The organism is Streptomyces sp. NPDC058637, from assembly GCF_042717325.1.
GTDB lineage: Bacteria > Actinomycetota > Actinomycetes > Streptomycetales > Streptomycetaceae > Streptomyces.
Map to the genome: position 1 here is coordinate 30,204 of NZ_JBHXRD010000012.1, position 18,612 is coordinate 48,815.

General features: G+C 71.7%; 11 protein-coding genes and 2 pseudogenes. 8 read left to right on the top strand and 5 right to left on the bottom strand.

Annotated features, from left to right (window positions below; genetic code table 11):
* Positions 1–30: 30 nt before the first annotated feature.
* Positions 31–1,437: a glycoside hydrolase family 18 protein gene (locus tag ACFWVP_RS14420; protein ID WP_384496587.1), complete on the bottom strand. Its 1,407-nt coding sequence runs from the start codon at positions 1,435–1,437 to the stop codon at positions 31–33.
* Between the two features lie 230 nt (positions 1,438–1,667).
* Here ACFWVP_RS14420 and ACFWVP_RS14425 point away from each other — a divergent pair, with 230 nt between their 5' ends.
* The 5 genes from ACFWVP_RS14425 (at position 1,668) to ACFWVP_RS14445 (ending at position 7,398) form a co-directional block, all read left to right on the top strand.
* Positions 1,668–2,420 (top strand): GntR family transcriptional regulator, encoded by a 753-nt coding sequence (locus tag ACFWVP_RS14425; protein WP_384496588.1) that lies wholly within the window; start codon positions 1,668–1,670, stop codon positions 2,418–2,420.
* Positions 2,421–2,801: 381 nt separating this feature from the next.
* Positions 2,802–3,002 (top strand): SPOR domain-containing protein, encoded by a 201-nt coding sequence (locus tag ACFWVP_RS14430; RefSeq protein ID WP_384496589.1) that lies wholly within the window; start codon positions 2,802–2,804, stop codon positions 3,000–3,002.
* A gap of 659 nt (positions 3,003–3,661) precedes the next feature.
* Positions 3,662–4,063: an NUDIX domain-containing protein gene (locus tag ACFWVP_RS14435; RefSeq protein ID WP_384496848.1), complete on the top strand. Its 402-nt coding sequence runs from the start codon at positions 3,662–3,664 to the stop codon at positions 4,061–4,063.
* Between the two features lie 122 nt (positions 4,064–4,185).
* Positions 4,186–4,623 (top strand): ATP-binding protein, encoded by a 438-nt coding sequence (locus ACFWVP_RS14440; protein ID WP_384496591.1) that lies wholly within the window; start codon positions 4,186–4,188, stop codon positions 4,621–4,623.
* Between the two features lie 192 nt (positions 4,624–4,815).
* Positions 4,816–7,398 carry a SpoIIE family protein phosphatase gene (locus tag ACFWVP_RS14445; RefSeq protein WP_384496849.1) on the top strand — a complete coding sequence of 861 codons (2,583 nt, stop codon included), beginning with the start codon at positions 4,816–4,818 and terminating at the stop codon, positions 7,396–7,398.
* 558 nt (positions 7,399–7,956) lie between these two features.
* On the opposite strand, the gene ACFWVP_RS14450 is transcribed toward ACFWVP_RS14445, so the two are convergent.
* The 3 genes and pseudogenes from ACFWVP_RS14450 to ACFWVP_RS14460 all read right to left on the bottom strand — a co-directional run.
* Complete coding sequence (locus tag ACFWVP_RS14450; protein ID WP_384496593.1) at positions 7,957–8,670, bottom strand: PspA/IM30 family protein; 714 nt, start codon at positions 8,668–8,670, stop codon at positions 7,957–7,959.
* Positions 8,671–8,817: 147 nt separating this feature from the next.
* Entirely contained in the window at positions 8,818–10,944 is a 2,127-nt protein-coding gene (locus tag ACFWVP_RS14455) for a TPM domain-containing protein (protein ID WP_384496850.1), read from the bottom strand.
* Positions 10,945–11,350: 406 nt separating this feature from the next.
* Positions 11,351–11,788 (bottom strand): annotated as a pseudogene (locus tag ACFWVP_RS14460) (family 1 glycosylhydrolase); the annotation flags it as partial.
* Here ACFWVP_RS14460 and ACFWVP_RS14465 point away from each other — a divergent pair.
* A pseudogene (locus tag ACFWVP_RS14465) lies at positions 11,701–12,657 on the top strand (acetylxylan esterase); the annotation flags it as partial. The pseudogenes ACFWVP_RS14460 and ACFWVP_RS14465 sit on opposite strands and share 88 nt — an antisense overlap.
* 18 nt (positions 12,658–12,675) lie before the next feature.
* Here ACFWVP_RS14465 and ACFWVP_RS14470 read toward each other — a convergent pair.
* Positions 12,676–13,731: a LacI family DNA-binding transcriptional regulator gene (locus ACFWVP_RS14470; RefSeq protein ID WP_384496594.1), complete on the bottom strand. Its 1,056-nt coding sequence runs from the start codon at positions 13,729–13,731 to the stop codon at positions 12,676–12,678.
* A 321-nt stretch (positions 13,732–14,052) separates the two neighbouring features.
* Between ACFWVP_RS14470 and ACFWVP_RS14475 the strand changes: the two genes are divergently transcribed.
* Together ACFWVP_RS14475 and typA are read left to right on the top strand one after the other, a co-directional pair.
* The gene (locus tag ACFWVP_RS14475; protein ID WP_384496596.1) at positions 14,053–16,350 is read left to right on the top strand and encodes an ABC transporter family substrate-binding protein; all 2,298 of its coding nucleotides are present in this window, start codon (positions 14,053–14,055) and stop codon (positions 16,348–16,350) included.
* Between the two features lie 335 nt (positions 16,351–16,685).
* Positions 16,686–18,560 (top strand): translational GTPase TypA, encoded by a 1,875-nt coding sequence (gene typA / locus ACFWVP_RS14480; RefSeq protein ID WP_384496597.1) that lies wholly within the window; start codon positions 16,686–16,688, stop codon positions 18,558–18,560.
* Positions 18,561–18,612 lie beyond the last annotated feature (52 nt).

Below are 18,612 nucleotides of genomic sequence, written 5' to 3' on the forward strand. Positions count from 1 at the left end.
ACGGCAGCCGCCCCGCGACCGTGGTGCCTGCTAGCGCCGGCCCAGCCCGCGGTCGACGGCGGCCATCAGCTCTCCGTCGTCCGTGTCGCCGTCCAGCGACCAGAACATCGCACCGCCGAGACCGCGGTCCCGGATGTACGAGGTCTTGGCACGCAGCACCTGAGGATCGTCGTACGTCCACAGGGTCGTGCCGTCGAACAGCCAGGCGTGGCCGTTCCTGGTGTCCCGGTGCACGGTGTACTGCCCGGAGTCGGCCAGCTTCTTGAGGGCCTTGTAGTCCTCGTAGCCGGCGGCGTACGTGGCCGGTGCGGGTGCCGTCGCCGGCTGTCCGAGACCGTCACCGCCGCCGGTGACCCCGGTCCAGCCCTGACCGTAGAACGGCATGCCCATCACCAGCTTGCGGGCGGGAGCGCCGCGCCTGATCCAGTCGCGGACCGTCTGGTCGACGCTGAAGTCGCCCTTGGCGTGGAGCGCGGACTGCTGGGCGGTCGTCTTCTCGCCGGAGACGTGGAAGTCGTAGCCCTGGAGGTTGACGAAGTCGAAGTCCCGCATGATGCGCGGGACGTCGAAACCGGCGTCGATCTTCTCGGGGGAGGTGGGGACGAAGGCCGAGAGCTCGTAGTGCTTCGCCCTGCCCTTGCCCTTCCGTGCCTCGGTGCCGCCCGTGCTCGCGTGCTGCTTCCTCGCGTGCTGCGTCTTCGCGTAGGCGTCGAGCTGCGTACGGAACTCGTGCACCAGGGCGGTGAAGTTCCGCTTGTCCTCGGGGCGGTACACCGTGTCCGTGTCGCCGGCGGAACCGGGCCACTCCCAGTCGAGGTCGATGCCGTCGAACAGCCCGGCCGCGGCGCCCTCACCCCCGCGCACGCCGTCCTGGGGGAGGTTCCCCTTGATGTACAGGTCGATGCAGGACGAGACGAGTGCCTTGCGGGAGGCGGCGGTACGGGCGGCGTCCGAGAAGTGGGTCGACCAGCTCCAGCCGCCGAGGGAGATCATCACCTTGAGGCCGGGGTGCGCGGCCTTGAGCTCGCGCAGCTGGTTGAAGTTGCCCGCCAGGGGCTGGGTGTCGGTGTCGGCGACCCCGTCCACCGATCCGGCGGCGTCCAGCGGCCGGGCGTAGTCCGCCCAGGCGTCGGCCTCGCCGGGCACGTTGCCGGTGAAGCACCTGCCCTCGGCGCTGACATTGCCGAAGGCGTAGTTGATGTGGGTGAGCCGGGCCGCGGTGCCGCTCGTCTCCAGGTCCTTGACCTGGAAGTCGCGTCCGTAGACGCCCCACTGGGTGAAGTAACCGACGGTCCTGTACGCGCGGTCGTGACGTCCGCGGTCACCGCGGTCGCCGCCACCGCCGGATCCGTCCGCCGTGGCTGCGGGCGCGATACCGGCCAGCAGCGTGAACGCGCAGGCGGCAATGGTCAGTCTGGAAAAGGTTCTTCGGCGCATGGGGCTCGTTCCTGTGCGTGTTCCGTGGCTGGAGGGACAGCTGGAGCCGTGCTGTGCACAGGAAGGTATTGGTCTGGACCAAAAACGGTCAAGGGTTCGTGCACGCCGGTGCGAGGTATGCGCTGGTCGGCGAGGAATCATCACTTCGGGTGAAACCTTGGCCCGTGCTTGCGGGAATGAACCGACGGTTGCGACGCTGTTGCTGTCTGTCAACCTGTTGGGAGTGGCCTGTGTCCTTCGGTGAGCAGCCCGCCTATTTGCGCGTGGCGAGCGATCTCAGGGAGAAGATCGTCAACGGCGCGCTGCCGCCCCACACCCGCCTGCCTTCGCAGGCCCGCATCCGCGAGGAGTACGGGGTCTCGGACACCGTCGCGCTGGAGGCGCGCAAGGTGCTGATGGCCGAGGGGCTCGTCGAGGGGCGGTCGGGCTCGGGCACATACGTGAGGGAGCGGCCGGTCCCGCGCAGGATCGCCCGCTCCGGCTACCGGCCGGGGGCCGGAGCGAGCCCGTTCCGCCAGGAGCAGACGGCGGACGGGGTGCGGGGGACCTGGGAGTCCCGCAGTGAGCAGGAGGGGGCCGGCCCGGAGGTCGCCGAGCGCCTCGGCATCGAGCCGGGGGACCGCGTGATGCGTACGAGGTACCTCTTCCGGGAGTCGGGCGAGCCGATGATGCTCTCCACCTCCTGGGAGCCCCTGGCGGTCACGGGGCGTACGCCGGTGATGCTGCCGGAGGAAGGCCCGTTGGGCGGCTGCGGGGTGGTCGACCGGATGGCCGCGATCGACGTCGTCGTGGACAACGTGGCGGAGGAGGTCGGCGCCCGCCCGGGGCTGGCTGAGGAGCTCCTGGCTCTCGGCGGCGTACCCGGTCATGTGGTGATCGTGATCGGGCGGACGTACTACGCGTCCGGGCGTGCCGTGGAGACGGCCGATGTGGTCGTCCCCGCCGACCGCTACCGGATCGCCTACCACCTGCCGGTCAAATGAGGCGCGCGCCCCGCGGCTGTGATCGCCCCTCCCGCTGAGGCCCGGCCGACGCCTCGTCAGGGCCTCGGAAGGGCCTCGGGAGGGCAGGGTGGGTGCCCGTCGGGTGGCGGATCATGCCTGGCGGGGAGTGCTGGGCGCGGCGTGGTCCACCGGTCGTGCGGCGGTGCGGACAGGGTGGCCGCAAGCGCCCGGGGAGGGCCCGGTGTGCGGCGTCCAGGGGCGCATTCGGCCGGGTGCGCCCCCTTTGGTATGGCCGGATGCGTATCTCTTTGTGCAAACACGCATCCGCTGAGTGAAGGTCAGGCGTACGCTCGGGCATATGCGTACTGCGGTTTCCTGGGGATCCTTAGAGACGTGCACGGCGGCAGGGGGAGTGGCGACATGCCGGGGAGGAACACGATGACCGACGGCGGCGCCGTGCTCCCCTGGCTGGTGATCAGGCAGGACGACAACGGCAATCGGTACCGCGTCGGCCGTTATGCGACGCAGGACGAGGCGCAGAAGATCGCGGACGGCCTGCACCGTCACGGACACGAGCAGCTCTACTGGGTGGAGCGCGCGGGCCAGACCGCACGCCCCTGACACCTGCGGGACCCGGGCGGCCCTTCGCGGGGGACGCCTTCGGCCGCCGTCTGTTGCCGGGGCCGCATCTGGGCCCAGCGCGGCGCACGATGCGCGTGCGCGCCGCCGAAGCCCCCCGGCCCCCTTCGGTGGGGCATGGGGCAGTGTCTCAGCCGCGCTTCGGGCCCCGGTGCCCCGGCATCGCCCCCCGATACGGCGCGGGCCCCCTCGGTGGTGATCCGCGGGGCGAGCGGGTGCGCCCGCGACGGTCGGGCCACGATCGCCCAGCGACAGAAGCGGTTCGGGTGCGGGCGGACGAACCGAGGTGCGGGGGGAGCGGTGGCGGAAGGTCGGCCGCCACCGGACGGGCGATGCCGTCGGAGAGGCGAACGGCATCATGGCGCGGCTTCGGGTGGAATGCGAGCTGCCCGGCGGCGGGCGGAAGGCTTCGAGCCGGGTGCTGCTCCAGGCCGAGGCGCCGAACATCCCGAACGCGGCGACCGAGGCGGAGCGGGAGTCGAACGCACCGCCACATAGGCTTTCTGCACTTGATGCTCCGCCGCACCCCCGGACCCCGGACCCCCTCGGCTGTGCGAACGAGCCGCCGACCGAGGGCCCGTTGGCCGAGCGGTACGCCACCACGTCCGAGGCGGCGACGACCGATGAATGAGGACGGAACGATGCCGGTGCTGATCGACACGGTGGCCTGGGTCCGGGTGGAGGACGGCAGGATCCTCTGTGCGCGACCGAAGGGGAAGGACGTGTTCTACATCCCCGGGGGTAAGCGGGAGACGGGAGAGACCGATCTGCAGACGCTTCTGCGGGAGGTCGAGGAGGAGTTGACGGTCGGCATCGTCCCGTCGAGCGTCCGCCACGCCGGCACCTACGAGGCACAGGCGCACGGCCATCCGGACGGAGTGGTGGTGCGCATGAGCTGCTACTACGGCGACTACCGCGGCACACTGGCCGTCAGTGGCGAGATCGACGAGATGTCCTGGTTCTCCTTCGCGGACCGCCCTCTCGTCCCTCCGGTCGACCAACTGCTCTTCGACGATCTCAGGGCATCGGGCGAGCTGCGCTGAGCCGAGGCTCCGCCACCCGTACGCCCCACCCCGGACTTCACGCGATAGCTGCCCTAAATATCGGGTATGTGCTGATTAGCCCCTTGTGACGGGGCTGAGACCCCGCTGTCGGCCCCTGGGAAGTGATCGGCGTGACCGATACCGAAGGCGACTGTGCCGAGTGGAGCTTTCCGGCGGTGCCGGGCTCCGTACGCAGCGCCCGGCACGCGGTCCGTGACGCACTGCACTCCTGGGGGCTCGACGGGTCCGTGGGCGATGTCGCCGTGCTGCTCGTCAGCGAGCTGGTGACCAACTCCCTCTGCTACGCGTCCGGCCCCATCGGCGTCCGGCTGGTACGGCCGCATGCCGGGGTCGTCGGGGCCGACGCGGGCTCGGACGGGCGGGGACTGCTCGTGGAGGTTTCCGACCCGCTTCCGGATCCGCCCACCGAACGTACTGCCGGACCCGAGGACGAGGGCGGGCGGGGACTGCAGCTCGTGGCTTGTTCTGCGCGCCGTTGGGGGACTCGGCGCGGAAAGAGCGGCAAGACGGTGTGGTTCGAGCTCGCTCTCCCTGGTTAGGAGTGGGAGGGGACGCACAGCGATCGCAGAAGTCGGGCAGATCCTGGCCGAAAGGGACTGAGACCGTGCTGTGATCGTGAACGCCGTGCCTGTACGGGCCGTAGTGCTGAATACTGCGGGCAGGACCGGTCCGGTGTGTGAGCTGGAGGGGACGGTCGCGTGAGCGAAATACCTGGGACAGCGGGCGACGTCGTGTGGCAGAGCAGCCCGCCTGGCTCGATCTACGACTACATCAGGGTCGCCTCCTTCTCGATCGGGCCTGACGGGTTGATCGAGCAGTGGAGCCGGCGGGCCGCCGGTCTCTTCGGCATGGCCTCCCACGAGGCGGTCGGCAAGGATCCGGTCGAGGCGTTCATGCCCGACGAGCTGCGCCCCTATGCCCGCCGAAGCGTCGGAGAGATCCTCGACGGCAAGGAGTGGACGGGCCTCGTCCCGTTCCGCATGCCGGGTGAGAACGGCTTCCGGGGGCTCGCCGAGATCTACGTCATGCCGAGTGAGACGGAAAGCGGCGAGCGGGCCGCGCTCTGCATCGTCGTCGATGTCCAAGCCTTGAGACGCATCGAAACCGACCTGGCGGCTTCGCAGGCGATTTTCGGCCAATCTCCTTTCGGTTTCGTGCTCTTCGGCACGGACTTCGCCGTCGTACGCGCCAACCAGCGGTTCGCCACCGTCTTCGGCGGCGAGGCCGAGGACCACCGCGGCCGCACGGTGCACGACTACCTGGCCGGCCCTGAGGCGGACAGGCTCACCCTCACGCTCAAGCGCGTCCTGGAGACGGGCGAGTCCGTCACCGACCTCCAGCTCGTCGGCACCGCACCCGGATCCAGCGACCGGCGCCACTGGTCCATGAACCTCTACCGGGTGCACAGCGGTTCCGGGCGGCCGATCGGCATCGCCGGACTCGCCACCGACGTCACCCAACGGCACATCGCCGCCCGCGAGGCGGCCAGCGCCCGCCGCAACCTCGCCCTGCTCAACGAGGCCAGCGCCCGCATCGGCAACTCCCTGGACCTGGAGACCACCGCCCGGGAACTGCTCGACGTCGCCGTGCCCGGCTTCTGCGACCTCGCCTCCGTCGACCTGTACCAGGGGCTCCTCACCGGCGAGGAGGCCTCGCCCGGCAGCTGGGGCCGTCACCACCAGGAGTCCGGCAGCGGTTCGGCGGAGCTGCGCAGGGTCGCCCAGGCCAGCGCCGTGTCCGACGCCGTACCGGGCGTGCTGCGCGGCACAGGGCGGAGCGGCGGCACGGAGACCGGCGAGGACACGGGCCCGCCCGCGCTGGGCTCGGTCCACCGCTACCCGTTCCACTCACCCTGCGCCGTGGCCCTGCGCACCAGCCGGGTCGCGGACGTGCCGGGCGACGAACGCGGCCTGGTCCACTCCACCCTCGCCGTGCCGATGGTGGCGCACGACATCGTCGTCGGCCTCGTCCAGTTCTCGCGTACGAAGGGCAGCGAGCCGTTCGGCGAGCGGGACCGGGCGCTTGCCACCGAGCTCGCCGCACGGGCCGCCGTCTGTATCGACAACGCACGCCTCTACCGCCGGGAGCACGAGCGGGCGCTGATACTCCAGCGCAGCCTCCTGCCACCCGGCGACCCCGAGGCCGCGGGCCTCGACATCGCCTGCCGCTACCTCCCGGGCAATACGGCCACCGAGGTCGGCGGCGACTGGTTCGACGTGATCGAACTCCCCGGTCACCGCACGGCCCTGGTCGTCGGTGACGTCATGGGCCGCGGACTGCGGGCCGCCGTCGCCATGGGCGAACTGCGCACCGCCGTACGGACGCTGGCCCTCCTGGACCTGGAGCCCGCCGAGGTGCTCTCCGCCCTCGACGAGGTCGCCCGCGGGCTCGGCACCCCGGGCGGTGGCGAGCGGAGCGCCGGGTTCGGCGGGGGCGGCGGCGCGCAGTGGCCGTCCCGGGCGGCCCACAAGTCACGTGAGGCCGACCTCTCCGAGGTCTATCTGGCGACCTGCGTCTACGCCGTGTACGACCCCGTCACCCGACGGTGCACCTTCGCCAACGCCGGTCATCTCCCTCCCGTGGTGGTCGAGCCGGGCGAAGCCGCCCTGCTGCTCGACGTACCGCCCGGCATGCCGCTCGGCGTCGGCGGCGAGCCCTTCGAGGAGGTCGAGGTGGAGCTCAAGGAGGGCGCACTCCTCGCCCTCTACACCGACGGGCTCGTCGAGTCCCGCGACCACCCGCTCGACGAGGGCCTCGAAGCCTTCCGGCAGGCGCTCGCCACCCCCACCGAGCCGCTGGAGGACGTCTGCGACCATGTGCTGACGACGCTCGACACCCGGCACGGCGAGGACGACATCGCCTTGTTGATGGCCCGCATCCAGGGGCTTCCCGTGGACGCGGTGGGCGACTGGCGGCTGCCCCGCGAGCTCCGGTCCGTCGGCCGGGCCCGCGAGCTGGCCCGGATCCAGCTCACGGCATGGGGCCTGGACGACCTCGTGGACACCACCGAACTCCTCGTCAGCGAGCTCGTCACCAACGCCCTTCGCTACGGGGAGGGGGAGATACGGCTCAGGCTGCTGCGCGACCGCACGCTCGTCTGCGAGGTGTGGGACGCCGGACTGGTCCAGCCGAGGCGGCGACGAGCGCGGGACACCGACGAGGGCGGGCGCGGACTGCAACTGGTCGGGCTGCTGAGCGCGGCCTGGGGGTCACGGCGCACCCCGCGCGGCAAGACGGTGTGGTTCGAGCTGGCACTGCCCGCCGGGGAGCCGGCCGCCGAGCTCTCGGTCGAACAGCTTTTGAGCATGTACTGACCGGACGGGCGCGCCGCCGGACAGAACGCACCTGTCCGGACTGGTCCGAGACGGCCGGACGGGACGGACTTCGACCGGCCGACCGGCCGGAGTGACTGACTGGACCGGTGCACCTGTTCAGGAGCGGTGCACGTCTCCGAGAGCGGTGCTCCTTGTCGGGAGCGGCGCACCCGGCAGGTGGTGACGTGCCAACCCCGGCCGGGCGGTGCATCGGCCTCGGATCGGCCCGGACCGGCGGGGTGCGCGGTCGGCCCGGACGCACCGGCCGTCAGGTCACAGACACCTGATCGGGAGCGGTCTCCCGTCCGGACGCTCCGCCCGTCCGGACGCTCCGCCCGTCCGGACGCTCCGCCCGTCCGGACGCTCCGCCCGTCCGGACGCTCCGCCCGTCCGGACGCCCCGTCCGACCGGGCCGGCGCACCGACCGTGGGCGGCGCCCCGACCGACCTGGCGGCGTCGGCGTCGGCCGGACAGGCGTGCCCACCCCGCCCGGGGTGGATGGGTCCTCCGCGAGGGCCCCCGCACGGCAGGTGTGCGCTCCCCGTCAGGTCCCCGACGTCAGGTGCCCGACTTCAGCGCGGCGAGCCGGGCCTCGATCTCCGCGCTGTCCCCGAGGCTGTCCAACTGCTCGAACTGCGCGTCGAGGGACGACGCGGCGAGCTCCTGCTTGCCCACCGCCCGTGCCTCCTCGCGCCGCACCTTGTCCTCGAAGCGGCCGAGCTCGCTGGTCGGGTCCATGACGTCGATGCTCTTGACGGCGTCCATCATCCGGTTCTGCGCCTGGGCCGACTTGGCGCGCGCGACCAGTTCGTCGCGCTTGGACTTCAGCTGGGTCAGCTTGGTCTTCATCTGCTCCAGGCCCGACTTCAGCTTGTCGACCACCACCGTCTGCGACGCGATGGTCGGCTCGGCGGTCTTCGCCTCCTGCTCCGAATGGAGCTGCCGGCCCAGCGCGACCTTGGCGAGGTTGTCGAACGTGTCGGCGTCCGCCGCCGATCCCGCTGCGCGCAGCTCGTCCGCCTTCCTACTGGCCGCCAGAGCCTTCTGACCCCATTCCCGAGCCGCGTCGACATCCTCGCGGTGGTCCTGCTCCATCAGCCGGAGGTTGCCGATGGTTGCGGCCACCGCCTGCTCGGCCTCCGCGATGTTGGCGGTGTACTCGCGGATCAGCTGGTCCAGCATCTTCTGCGGGTCCTCGGCCTGGTCGAGCAGGGCGTTGATGTTGGCACGCGCCAGCTGAGTGACGCGGCCGAGGACTGTCTGCTTGGTCATGGCACCTCTCCTTGTGCGACAGACGGCATATACGACGTAGGACATGCGGACGGCACGGCGAGAGCGCGACGCGGCGCACGGCAAACGGAGTGCGGAACGACCGGGACGTGCGGCACGTGCGGGACGTACGCAACCGGTGGCCAGGTGTCAGAAGCGGCCACCGCCACCCCTTCGGCCACGGGTCCCCCCGCCGCCGAAGCTGCCGGGCCCGCCGAATCCGCCGCCGCCCAGGCCACCGAGCCCGCCGCCGAACCCGCCGCCCATGCCCCCGCCCCGGCCACCCCCGCCGAAGAGCCCGCCGAGGATGATGCCGCCCAGTACGGCGCCGCCCATGCCGCCACCCTGAGGTCCGCCGGGGCCCTGCCGGTTGCGGTACTCGCGCACATCCTGCTCGGCCAGGCCCTGCGCCTGCGCCGCCAGTGCGTCCGCCTGCTGCGCCTGGGCCAGCGCGCCCTGAGGATCGTTCGCCTCCGACAGTTCCCTGGCCCTCTCCCAGCGGCGCTGGGCCTCCGCCAGCCGGGTACGGGCCCCGCTGCCGACCGCCCCGCGATTGGTCGTGATGTAGTCCGCGGCGGCACCGATCCCCGAACGCGCGGTGAGCATCGACTGATCGAGGAGCGAGCTCGCCCGCCGGTTGCCGTGCTCCTGCTCACGGGCCCCCGCCAGGGCCTCGTCCAGAGCCGCGTCGGCCTCCTCCACCCTGCGCAGCGCGTCGATGGGGTCGTACGGACCGGCCCGCAGATCACTGCTCACATCACGGAGCACCGACTCGGCGCGCGCGATCCTGCCCCGCAGATCGGCCGTCGGCACCCCGTCGGCCGTACCTTCGAGCAGCCCTCCGGCCTCGGCCAGATCCGTCTCGGTCTCGGTGAGCGCGCCGGGCAGTTTCCCGGCTGCCTCGGCCAGCTCCACGGCCCGCCGGTCCACGGCGTCGATGAGGGTGGCCGCCTGGCCGATCGCCCCCTCGACCGCACGCACGTACACCGCGGCCTCTGCGTTGTTCCCGCTGTCCACGGCCTGGCGCGCCTTGTTGAGGCCGGTGGTCGCGAAGATCAGCCGGTCCTTCGCCTGTTCGACATCATCGGCCACCGGCGCGGCGGCTGATTCCGCATACCGGCTCCGCATCCCGGTGAGCGTGGCGTCCGCCGTGGAGACGCGCGCGGTGAGCTCGCGGAACGTGGTCTCGGCAGTGGCCACGGCCTCGGGGGCCGTACGTTCGAGGGCGCGCAGCCCGTCGAAGTCCTCCGACACGGCGTCCAGCCGATCGTTGGCGTCCGCGCAGCGCCGGACGATCTCGTCGAGCATGCGTCGACGCGTCGCGTCGTCCTCCGGGAAGGCGTCGTCGAGCTGCTGCCGTAGCCGGAACGCGGCAGTCAGCTCCGACTTGGCGTGCTCGACGGCCTGGGCGAACGGGGCCGCGGCCTCCTCGCCGAACTGGGCGGTGGCGAAGCCGAGCTCCTCCTCACTGGTGCGCACGGCGTCGTCCGTGTCCACGAGGTCCGCCTCGGCCCGGGCATCGAGCTCGGGCAGAGCGACCGGTGGCTCCGCCGCTCCCGCGCCGCCTCCGCCCCAGCCGGCCGCCGGGGTCGTCCGGGTCGTCGTACGCCGCCTGCGGCGGGTGAAGGCGAAGGCCGCGACGGCGCCCGCGACCACGACGACGGCCAAGGGCACGACGAGGTTCGTGGAGCCACCGCTGTCGGAGTCGCCGCCCGTCCCGGGATCCGCGGGACCCGGAGTGATCGCCGGGGTGGGTAGGGGGTCACCGCCCAGCACCGCGGTGTAGCCGTCGGCGGCACCGATCGCGGCACCCGCCCAGTCGTTCTCCCTGAGGGCCGGCTCGATCGCGGTGCTCGCCACGTCCTGGAGCTGCCCGTCCGTGAGCCGTGAGTCCTGGTCGACCGAGTAGGCGTACTGCCGGTCGTGCGTGGCCACGGCCAGCAGCACGTCCTCCTGCCCGAGACCGTTGCGGTCAGCGGTCTCGTCGGTCCAGGTCTGCGCGTCGCGGCCGGAGAAGTCACGTACGTACGCCACGAACAGCTGAACGCGACGTTCGTCGAACAAGCGGTCGAGCGCGGCTTCGACCTGCGGTTCGCGGTCGCCCAGCGCCCCCACCTTGTCGGTGATCTGCCCGTCGCGGGACAGGGTGACGGGGTCCTCGGCCCGGGCGTCCGTTGCCGGCGGAAGGGCGATCCAGCACAGCACGGTCAGTGCGGCGAGGAGCGCCCTGCCGGGTATCGAAAGCCGGGAGTTCCGGGTACGGCGTGCAAGCGGCATCACATTTGGGAGGCTATGTCCACCCCCTGTCGCCCGCGACCCGGAGCCCCGCGACCCGGCCCCGCGACCCGGACCCCGCGACGCCTCGATCGAGCGGTACGTGTCGCGGAACCAGGCCAGGAGCTGCGCGGTGTCCGTGCCCACGGCCGTGGAGGCCGGCCCGGCGGTGGCGGACGGAGTGGTGAGGGCACCCAGGGACAGGACGGCGGCCCCGGTCCCCGCAGCGGTGAGAAACGTGCGACGGCCATCAGAACCCCTCGAAGGGAGTTGTCTGCTGTCACTGAAGCGGGGCGGGGCAGGCGTGCGGGAACCGCGGTGTGCGGTACGGGTGCCGGCGGGCCGTCAGGTGCCGTCGGCACCCGTACCAGGGGAGCCGTCAGGTGGCTCCCTGTCCTGGGGGCCGGTCTCAGCCGGCGGAGAGGGGCAGCTCGCGGGAGCGGCCGAGCGAGCCCAGCCAGACGGCCGAGGGCCGCGCGGTCCGCTCGAACGTCTCCCGGTCCACGGCGATCAGCCCGAACGTCGGTGTGAACGAGCCCCATTCGTAGTTGTCCAGGGCGCTCCAGGCCAGGTAGCCCCGGACGTCGAGGCCGTCCCGCAGCGCGGTGGCCACCTCGTTCAGCGCGCCCGCGTAGTAGTCGGCACGGCGGCTGTCGTCGGAGGTGGCGATGCCGTCCTCCGTGACGATCAGCGGCATGTCGGGCCCGATGACCTCGGCGGTGTGGCGCAGGGCGTGACCGACGGCGGCGGGGTAGTACTCCCTTCGACCCGGCCCACGGACGGACGCTCGACGAGCTGCTGCGCATACCCGCGCCGGAGGCCCCGGAGGACTTCGACGCGTTCTGGAGGACGCGGTACGAGGAGGCCCGCGCCGTCGACACCGCCCCGGAGGCCGGGCCCGCCGAGGAGGAACGCGACGGGGTCCGGCTGCACGGGGTGTCCTTCACCTCCGTGGGAGGCGTACGCCTCGGCGGCTGGCTGGCGCTGCCCGCCGACGGCCCCGCGGAGCACGGCTTCGTCGTCGGCCACGGCTACGGCGGCCGGTGGACGGCCGGCCCCGACGTCCCCCTGCCGCTGCCCGGGTCCGCCGCGATCCTGCCCTGCGTGCGCGGCATGGGCAGCCGCGGACTGCGGCCGGACATCCCCGGCGAAGCCGACGCACACGTCCTGCACGGCATCGGTTCACGCGACACCTACGTCATCGGCGACTGCGTGGCCGACCTGTGGTGCGCGGCTTCCGCGCTCCAGGAACTGCTGCCCCGGCTCGCCGGCACCCGGCGCCTCGGTTATCTCGGGGAGAGCTTCGGGGGCGGCCTCGGCGCGCTCGCGCTGCCCTGGGACGACCGGTTCGGCGCCGCGCAGCTCACGGTCCCGACGTTCGGCAACCACCCGCTGCGGCTGACCCTGCCCTCCACGGGCAGCGGTGAGCCGGTGCGCGCCCGTCACCGCGAGCACCCCGGCGTGAGCGAGGTGCTGCGGTACTTCGACGCGGCGACGGCCGCCGCACGGCTGGAGCTGCCCACGCTCGTCGCCGCGGCGCTGTTCGACCCCGTGGTGCCGCCGCCGGGGCAGTTCGCCGTACACAACGCGCTGCCCGGCCCCCGCGAACTCCAGGTGCTGAGCGCCGGGCACTTCGCCCACGACGGACGCGAACGGGAGCTCGCGGAGCTGGACGCGCGGCGCACCCGCTTCTTCGGGACGTGGCTCGGGCGGTGACCCCGCGACCCAGGCGGGTCAGCCGCAGCCGCAGCTCGCCCGGCGGGCCAGCGAGACGGGCAGCTCCAGCGACACGGGGTCGCGGGTCCGGTCGGCCAGGCGTTGCACCAGCAATTCCACGGCCTGCTCGCCCAGTTGGCGGATCGGCTGCCGAACGGTCGTCAGTGACGGGCGCACGATCCGGCTGAGCGGAATCCCGTCGAAGCCGGTCACCGCCACGTCCTCGGGCACCCGGACCCCGCGCCGCTCCAGCGCGCGCAGCGCGCCCACCGCCATCTGGTCGTTGGCGAAGAGCATGGCCTCGGGCCGCTCGGCCCCCCGGTCCAGCAGCGTCTCGGCGGCCCGTGCGCCCTCCGCCTGCGTCATCATCGCCGTCCGCAGATCCGGGGCGTCCGGGACCGGGAGCCCGGCCTCACGGCACGCCTCCCGGAACCCGCGGAAGCGCGCCTCGGCGTCCGGGGAGTCCGGGTCGCCCCCGACGAAGACGAGCCTGCGCAGCCCGTGGTCGTCGATCAGGTGGCGGGCCAGTTCGCGCTCGCCGTCGGCGTTCGCGACGACGAGGTGGTCCAGGTGGTCGATCTCGCGGGGACCGGCGAGCATCACCACCGGCAGCCGGCGCGATATCACCTCCAGGTCCTCGGTCGGCACGGTCTGCGCGAGGACGGCGAAGCCGTCCACCCGCCCCGCCACCTTCGCCACCAGGCTCTCCGGCCCGCCCTCCAGCGAGGCGGCGATCAGCAGTGCGTAGCCGTGGCGGCGCGCGGCCCGTTCCATGCCGCGGATGATCTGGTCGGAGTAGAGCATCACCGCGTCGTCGGCGTCGCTGTCGGCCTCCGCGTCGGCCTCGGCGTCCGGATCCGCGTAGTCGGGGAAGCAGAGCCCCAGCACCCCCGTCGTGCGACTGGCCAGCCCGCGGGCGTTCCCGCTCGGTACGTAGCCAAGCTCCCGGGCCGCCTCCAGGACCCGCTCGCGCGTCTGGGCGCGTACCGAATCAGGGTTGCGGTACACCCGGGAGACCGTGGCAATGGAGACGCCCGACCGCTCGGCGACGTCGTACACCGTGGGGGCGCTCACTCGACCGACCGTCCGCTTCTTCTTCCGTACCGAAGCACGTGCTGTTGCATGTACCGACCCTCTTCTGAAAGCGCATTCACCCTAGATCGCGGGCCTGCGGAGGAGCAAGGCCGACCGGTTCGCCGCGCGCCGAGGGGGCGCCCCGACGGGGCCGCACGGGTGACATCGGCGGCTTGGACGGCCGTGCCTGCGGGCCCTCGCGCGTGGAGGTGAGTTCAGTGGATCAGCGAACCAGTGTGATCAACTGCAAATGCCACCAATAAGCATCTTCCGGTCCATTCCGGTACGGGGTGGTCCGGGCCGGCCCCGGAGGTATCAGCCATGGCCCACGTCGGCGTCCCGCGCGGGACAGCCCGAAAGCGCCGCTCGGTCGCGCTCCTGGCGACGGGAGTGCTCACGATCCCGGTACTGGCGGGGTGCAGTTCGAACGACGGGGGCCCCGTCGCGGTGGCCGTCCCGCAGGACATCGCCCCGGCCCCCCGGGACCGGGTCGAGGAGGGGGCCACGCTCACCTGGGCGATCGACGCGGTGCCCGCCACCCTCAACGCCTTCCAGGCGGACGCCGACAGCGCCACCACGCGTATCACCGGCGCCCTGCTGCCCTCGCTCTTCCCCATGGACGCGCGGGGCGAGCCGCGGCTCAACCCCGACTACCTGGAGTCCGCGAAGGTCATCGAGCGGGAACCGAAGCAGATCGTCCTCTACAAGCTCAACCAGCAGGCCGTGTGGAGCGACGGCCGGGAGATCGGCGCCCCGGACTTCGTCGCCCAGTGGCGCGCGCTCAGCGGCAAGGACTCCGCGTTCTGGACCGCCCGCAACGCGGGCTACGAGCGGATCGAGAAGATCGAACGCGGGAAGGACGACCTGCAGGTCAGGGTCACCTTCTCCAAGCCCTACGCCGACTGGCGCGCCCTCTTCTCCCCGCTGTACCCCAAGGAGGTCACCGGTTCGCCCGGCACCTTCAACGACGGCGCGAGGAGCACGCTCAAGAACACCGCGGGACCGTTTCGCCTCCGCGAGGTGAGCAAGGGCGGTGGAACGGTCACGCTCGACCGGAACCCGCGCTGGTGGGGTGACGAGGCCAAGCTCGAATCGCTGGTCTTCCGCGCCGTGAAGCCCGAGGACCGCACGAAGGCACTGACCGGCGGCACGGTCGACGTCGCCGACATCGACCCGGCCACGGCGGACCGTGTCGCCCGCGCCGCCCGCCACCAGGGCGGCAACGGGCAGCCGCCCGCCCACGGCCCCGGCGCCGACATCACCCCCGCGGCCGCCCTGCGCTCATGGGCGCTGGCCCATGGTTCGGACGAGGAGGCCGCCGAGACGGCGCAGGCCGCCCGCGCCGAGACCCGGAAGGCCGTCGCGGCGTACGCGGCCGAGCAGAAGTCGCTGAACGGCTTCGCCGTACGCAAGTCCCTGGAGCCCGCCTACACGCAGCTCGCGCTGAACGGCGGGTCCGGGCCCCTCTCCGACGACCGGGTCCGCCGGGCGGTCGCCCGCGCCCTGAACCGCCAAGAGCTCGCCGACACCGTGCTGAAGCCGCTGGGCCTGCCCGCGAAGCCGCCCGGCAGCCACCTGGCCCTGGCCGGGCAGCCCGCGTACAAGGACGGCAGCGGTGCGCTGGGCGAGCAGGACACCAAGGAGGCACAGGCGCTCCTGGCGGACGCGGGCTGGACGCTCGGCGGGGCCGTCCAGAAGCCGAAGGACACCAAGGCGGGCAGCGAGGCCGACAGGACGGACGCCGGGAAGAAGGCCGAGGCGGACAAGGGGGCCGACGCGGACGGTACCGGCGCCGAGAAGAAGAAGGCCGACGCGAAGACCGAGGAGACGGAGAAGAAGGAGAAGGGGGCGGCCACGAAGAAGGAGGACAAGGCCTCCCGCGACGAGGGGATGTACATCGTCGGCGACGAGAAGCCGGGCGACCGCCCCGCCGACACCCGCACCGGTGACACCCCCGAGGCCACCGCCCAGGACAAGCAGCCCGGCGGAGCCGCCGGGGCCTACGCCCCCGCGGGCACCGCGGCCCCCGCACCCGCCTCCCTCAAGGGCCGCCTCGGCAAGGACGGCAAGCCGCTCACCCTGCGCTTCGTCCTCCCGGCGGGGCCCGGCTCGCAGTCGCTGCGCAGCGTCGGGGACAAGATCGTCGAGATGCTCGACTCGATCGGTGTCGGCACGGTGATCACCAAGGTCGCCGACGACAGCTACTTCAAGGACCACGTCGCCTCCGGCGACTACGACCTCGCGCTGTACTCCTGGCCCGCCACCGCCTACCCGGCGACCGACGGCCGCCCGATCTTCGCCAAGCCGGAACCCGCCACCGACGGATCGCTGCTCGTCGAGCAGAACTACACCCGGGTCGGCTCGGACCACATCGACCAGCTGTTCGACCGCGCGGTCTCCGAGCTCGACGCGAACACCTCCAGGGATCTGCTGAAGCAGGCCGATGCCCGGATCTGGGCCGCTGCCGGATCGATTCCGCTGTATCAGAGGCCACAGTTGGTCGCCGTCGACAAGAAGCTCGCCAACGTCGGCGCCTTCGGCTTCGCCGCGCCCCGCTACGAGGACATCGGATTCACCGGGCGACAAGCGGCAGGTTCCCCCGCGAATCGTAAGAAGTAGCAGGTCAAGGGCGTATGCCAAGCTCAGGACCAGCTCAATTCCCTTGCCCGTCGGCGCCCCCGGCGGGCAAGGTCGGATCTGCCTGGACCCGGGCCGCACCCCCCACCCCACACCCCCGCGTCCGCCCGGCCGGACGCCGGACGATGGCGCAATACCTGCTGAATATCGGCTGAACAGTGGCTGGAGACCGGTCTCGCGGATCGGGCCGGGAAGCCCCGGGCGCGTCGGGCCCGTACCATTGGACTAGCCGTGGCGTGTCCGCCCGGCGGGGCGTACGAGGACATGAGACCGACTGAGACGCCTGATCCCCGACCCGAGAGAAGCGCAAGCCACCCATGCCCACGCGCCACGACATCCGTAACGTCGCCATCGTCGCCCACGTCGACCACGGCAAGACCACGCTGGTCGACGCCATGCTCAAGCAGGCGGGCGCTTTCGCCGCTCACGCCGCCGAGAACCTCGACGAACGCATGATGGACTCGAACGACCTGGAGCGTGAGAAGGGCATCACGATCCTGGCCAAGAACACGGCCGTGAAGTACCACCCCAAAGATGGCGGCGACGTCATCACCATCAACATCATCGACACCCCTGGCCACGCCGACTTCGGTGGTGAGGTCGAGCGCGGCCTGTCGATGGTGGACGCGGTAGTCCTCCTCGTCGACGCTTCCGAGGGGCCCCTCCCGCAGACCCGCTTCGTGCTCCGCAAGGCGCTCACGGCCCGGCTGCCGGTCATCCTCTGCATCAACAAGACGGACCGCCCGGACTCCCGGATCGCCGAGGTCATCGACGAGACGTACGACCTCTTCCTGGACCTGGACGCCGACGAGGACCAGATCGAGTTCCCGATCGTCTACGCGTGCGCCCGTGACGGTGTCGCCTCGCTGACCAAGCCGGAGGACGGCACGGTTCCGCCGGACAGCGACAGCCTGGAGCCGTTCTTCAGCACGATCCTTTCCGCGGTCCCGGCCCCGGAGTACGACGCCGAGGCGCCCCTCCAGGCCCACGTCACCAACCTGGACGCCGACAACTTCCTCGGCCGTATCGCGCTGTGCCGCGTCGAGCAGGGCGAGCTCCGCAAGGGCCAGACGGTCACGTGGATCAAGCGCGACGGCACGATGTCCAACGTGCGCATCACCGAGCTGCTGATGACCGAGGCGCTCACCCGCAAGCCCGCCGAGAAGGCCGGCCCGGGCGACATCTGCGCCATCGCCGGTATCCCGGACATCATGATCGGCGAGACCCTCGCCGACCCCGAGAACCCGATCGCGCTGCCGCTGATCACGGTCGACGAGCCGGCCATCTCGATGACCATCGGTGCGAACACCTCGCCGCTCGTCGGCAAGGGAGGCAAGGGCCACAAGGTCACCGCCCGCCAGATCAAGGACCGTCTGGACCGCGAGCTGGTCGGTAACGTCTCGCTCCGCGTCCTGGACACCGAGCGTCCCGACGCCTGGGAGGTCCAGGGCCGCGGTGAGCTCGCGCTGGCGATCCTCATCGAGACCATGCGCCGCGAGGGCTTCGAGCTCACCGTCGGCAAGCCGCAGGTGGTCACCAAGCAGGTCGACGGCAAGACGCACGAGCCGATCGAACGCATGACCATCGACTCGCCCGAGGAGCACCTCGGCGCCATCACGCAGCTCATGGCGACCCGCAAGGGCCGTATGGAGACGATGACGAACCACGGTTCGGGCTGGGTCCGCATGGAGTGGATCGTCCCGTCCCGTGGCCTCATCGGCTTCCGTACGGAGTTCCTGACCCAGACCCGCGGCACGGGCATCGCCCACTCCCTCTTCGAGGGCCACGAGCCGTGGTTCGGGGAGCTGCGCACTCGTCACAACGGCTCGCTGGTGGCCGACCGGGCAGGCGTGGTGACGCCGTTCGCGATGGTCAACCTCCAGGAGCGCGGTGTCATCTTCACGGAGGCCACCACGGAGGTCTACGAGGGCATGATCATCGGTGAGAACTCCCGCGCCGACGACATGGACGTGAACATCACCAAGGAGAAGAAGCTCACCAACATGCGTGCGGCTTCCGCGGACACCACGGAGAACGTGGTGCCGGCCCGCAAGCTCTCCCTGGAGCAGTCCCTCGAGTTCTGCCGCGATGACGAGTGCATCGAGGTGACCCCGGAGACGGTCCGTATCCGCAAGGTCGTCCTGGACCAGAAGCAGCGCGGCCGTACGGCTTCGCGCGCGAAGAACAACTGACCCTGATCCACGTCGTCGGCGACGTCCGACGAACCGTCGGCACGAGGCATTG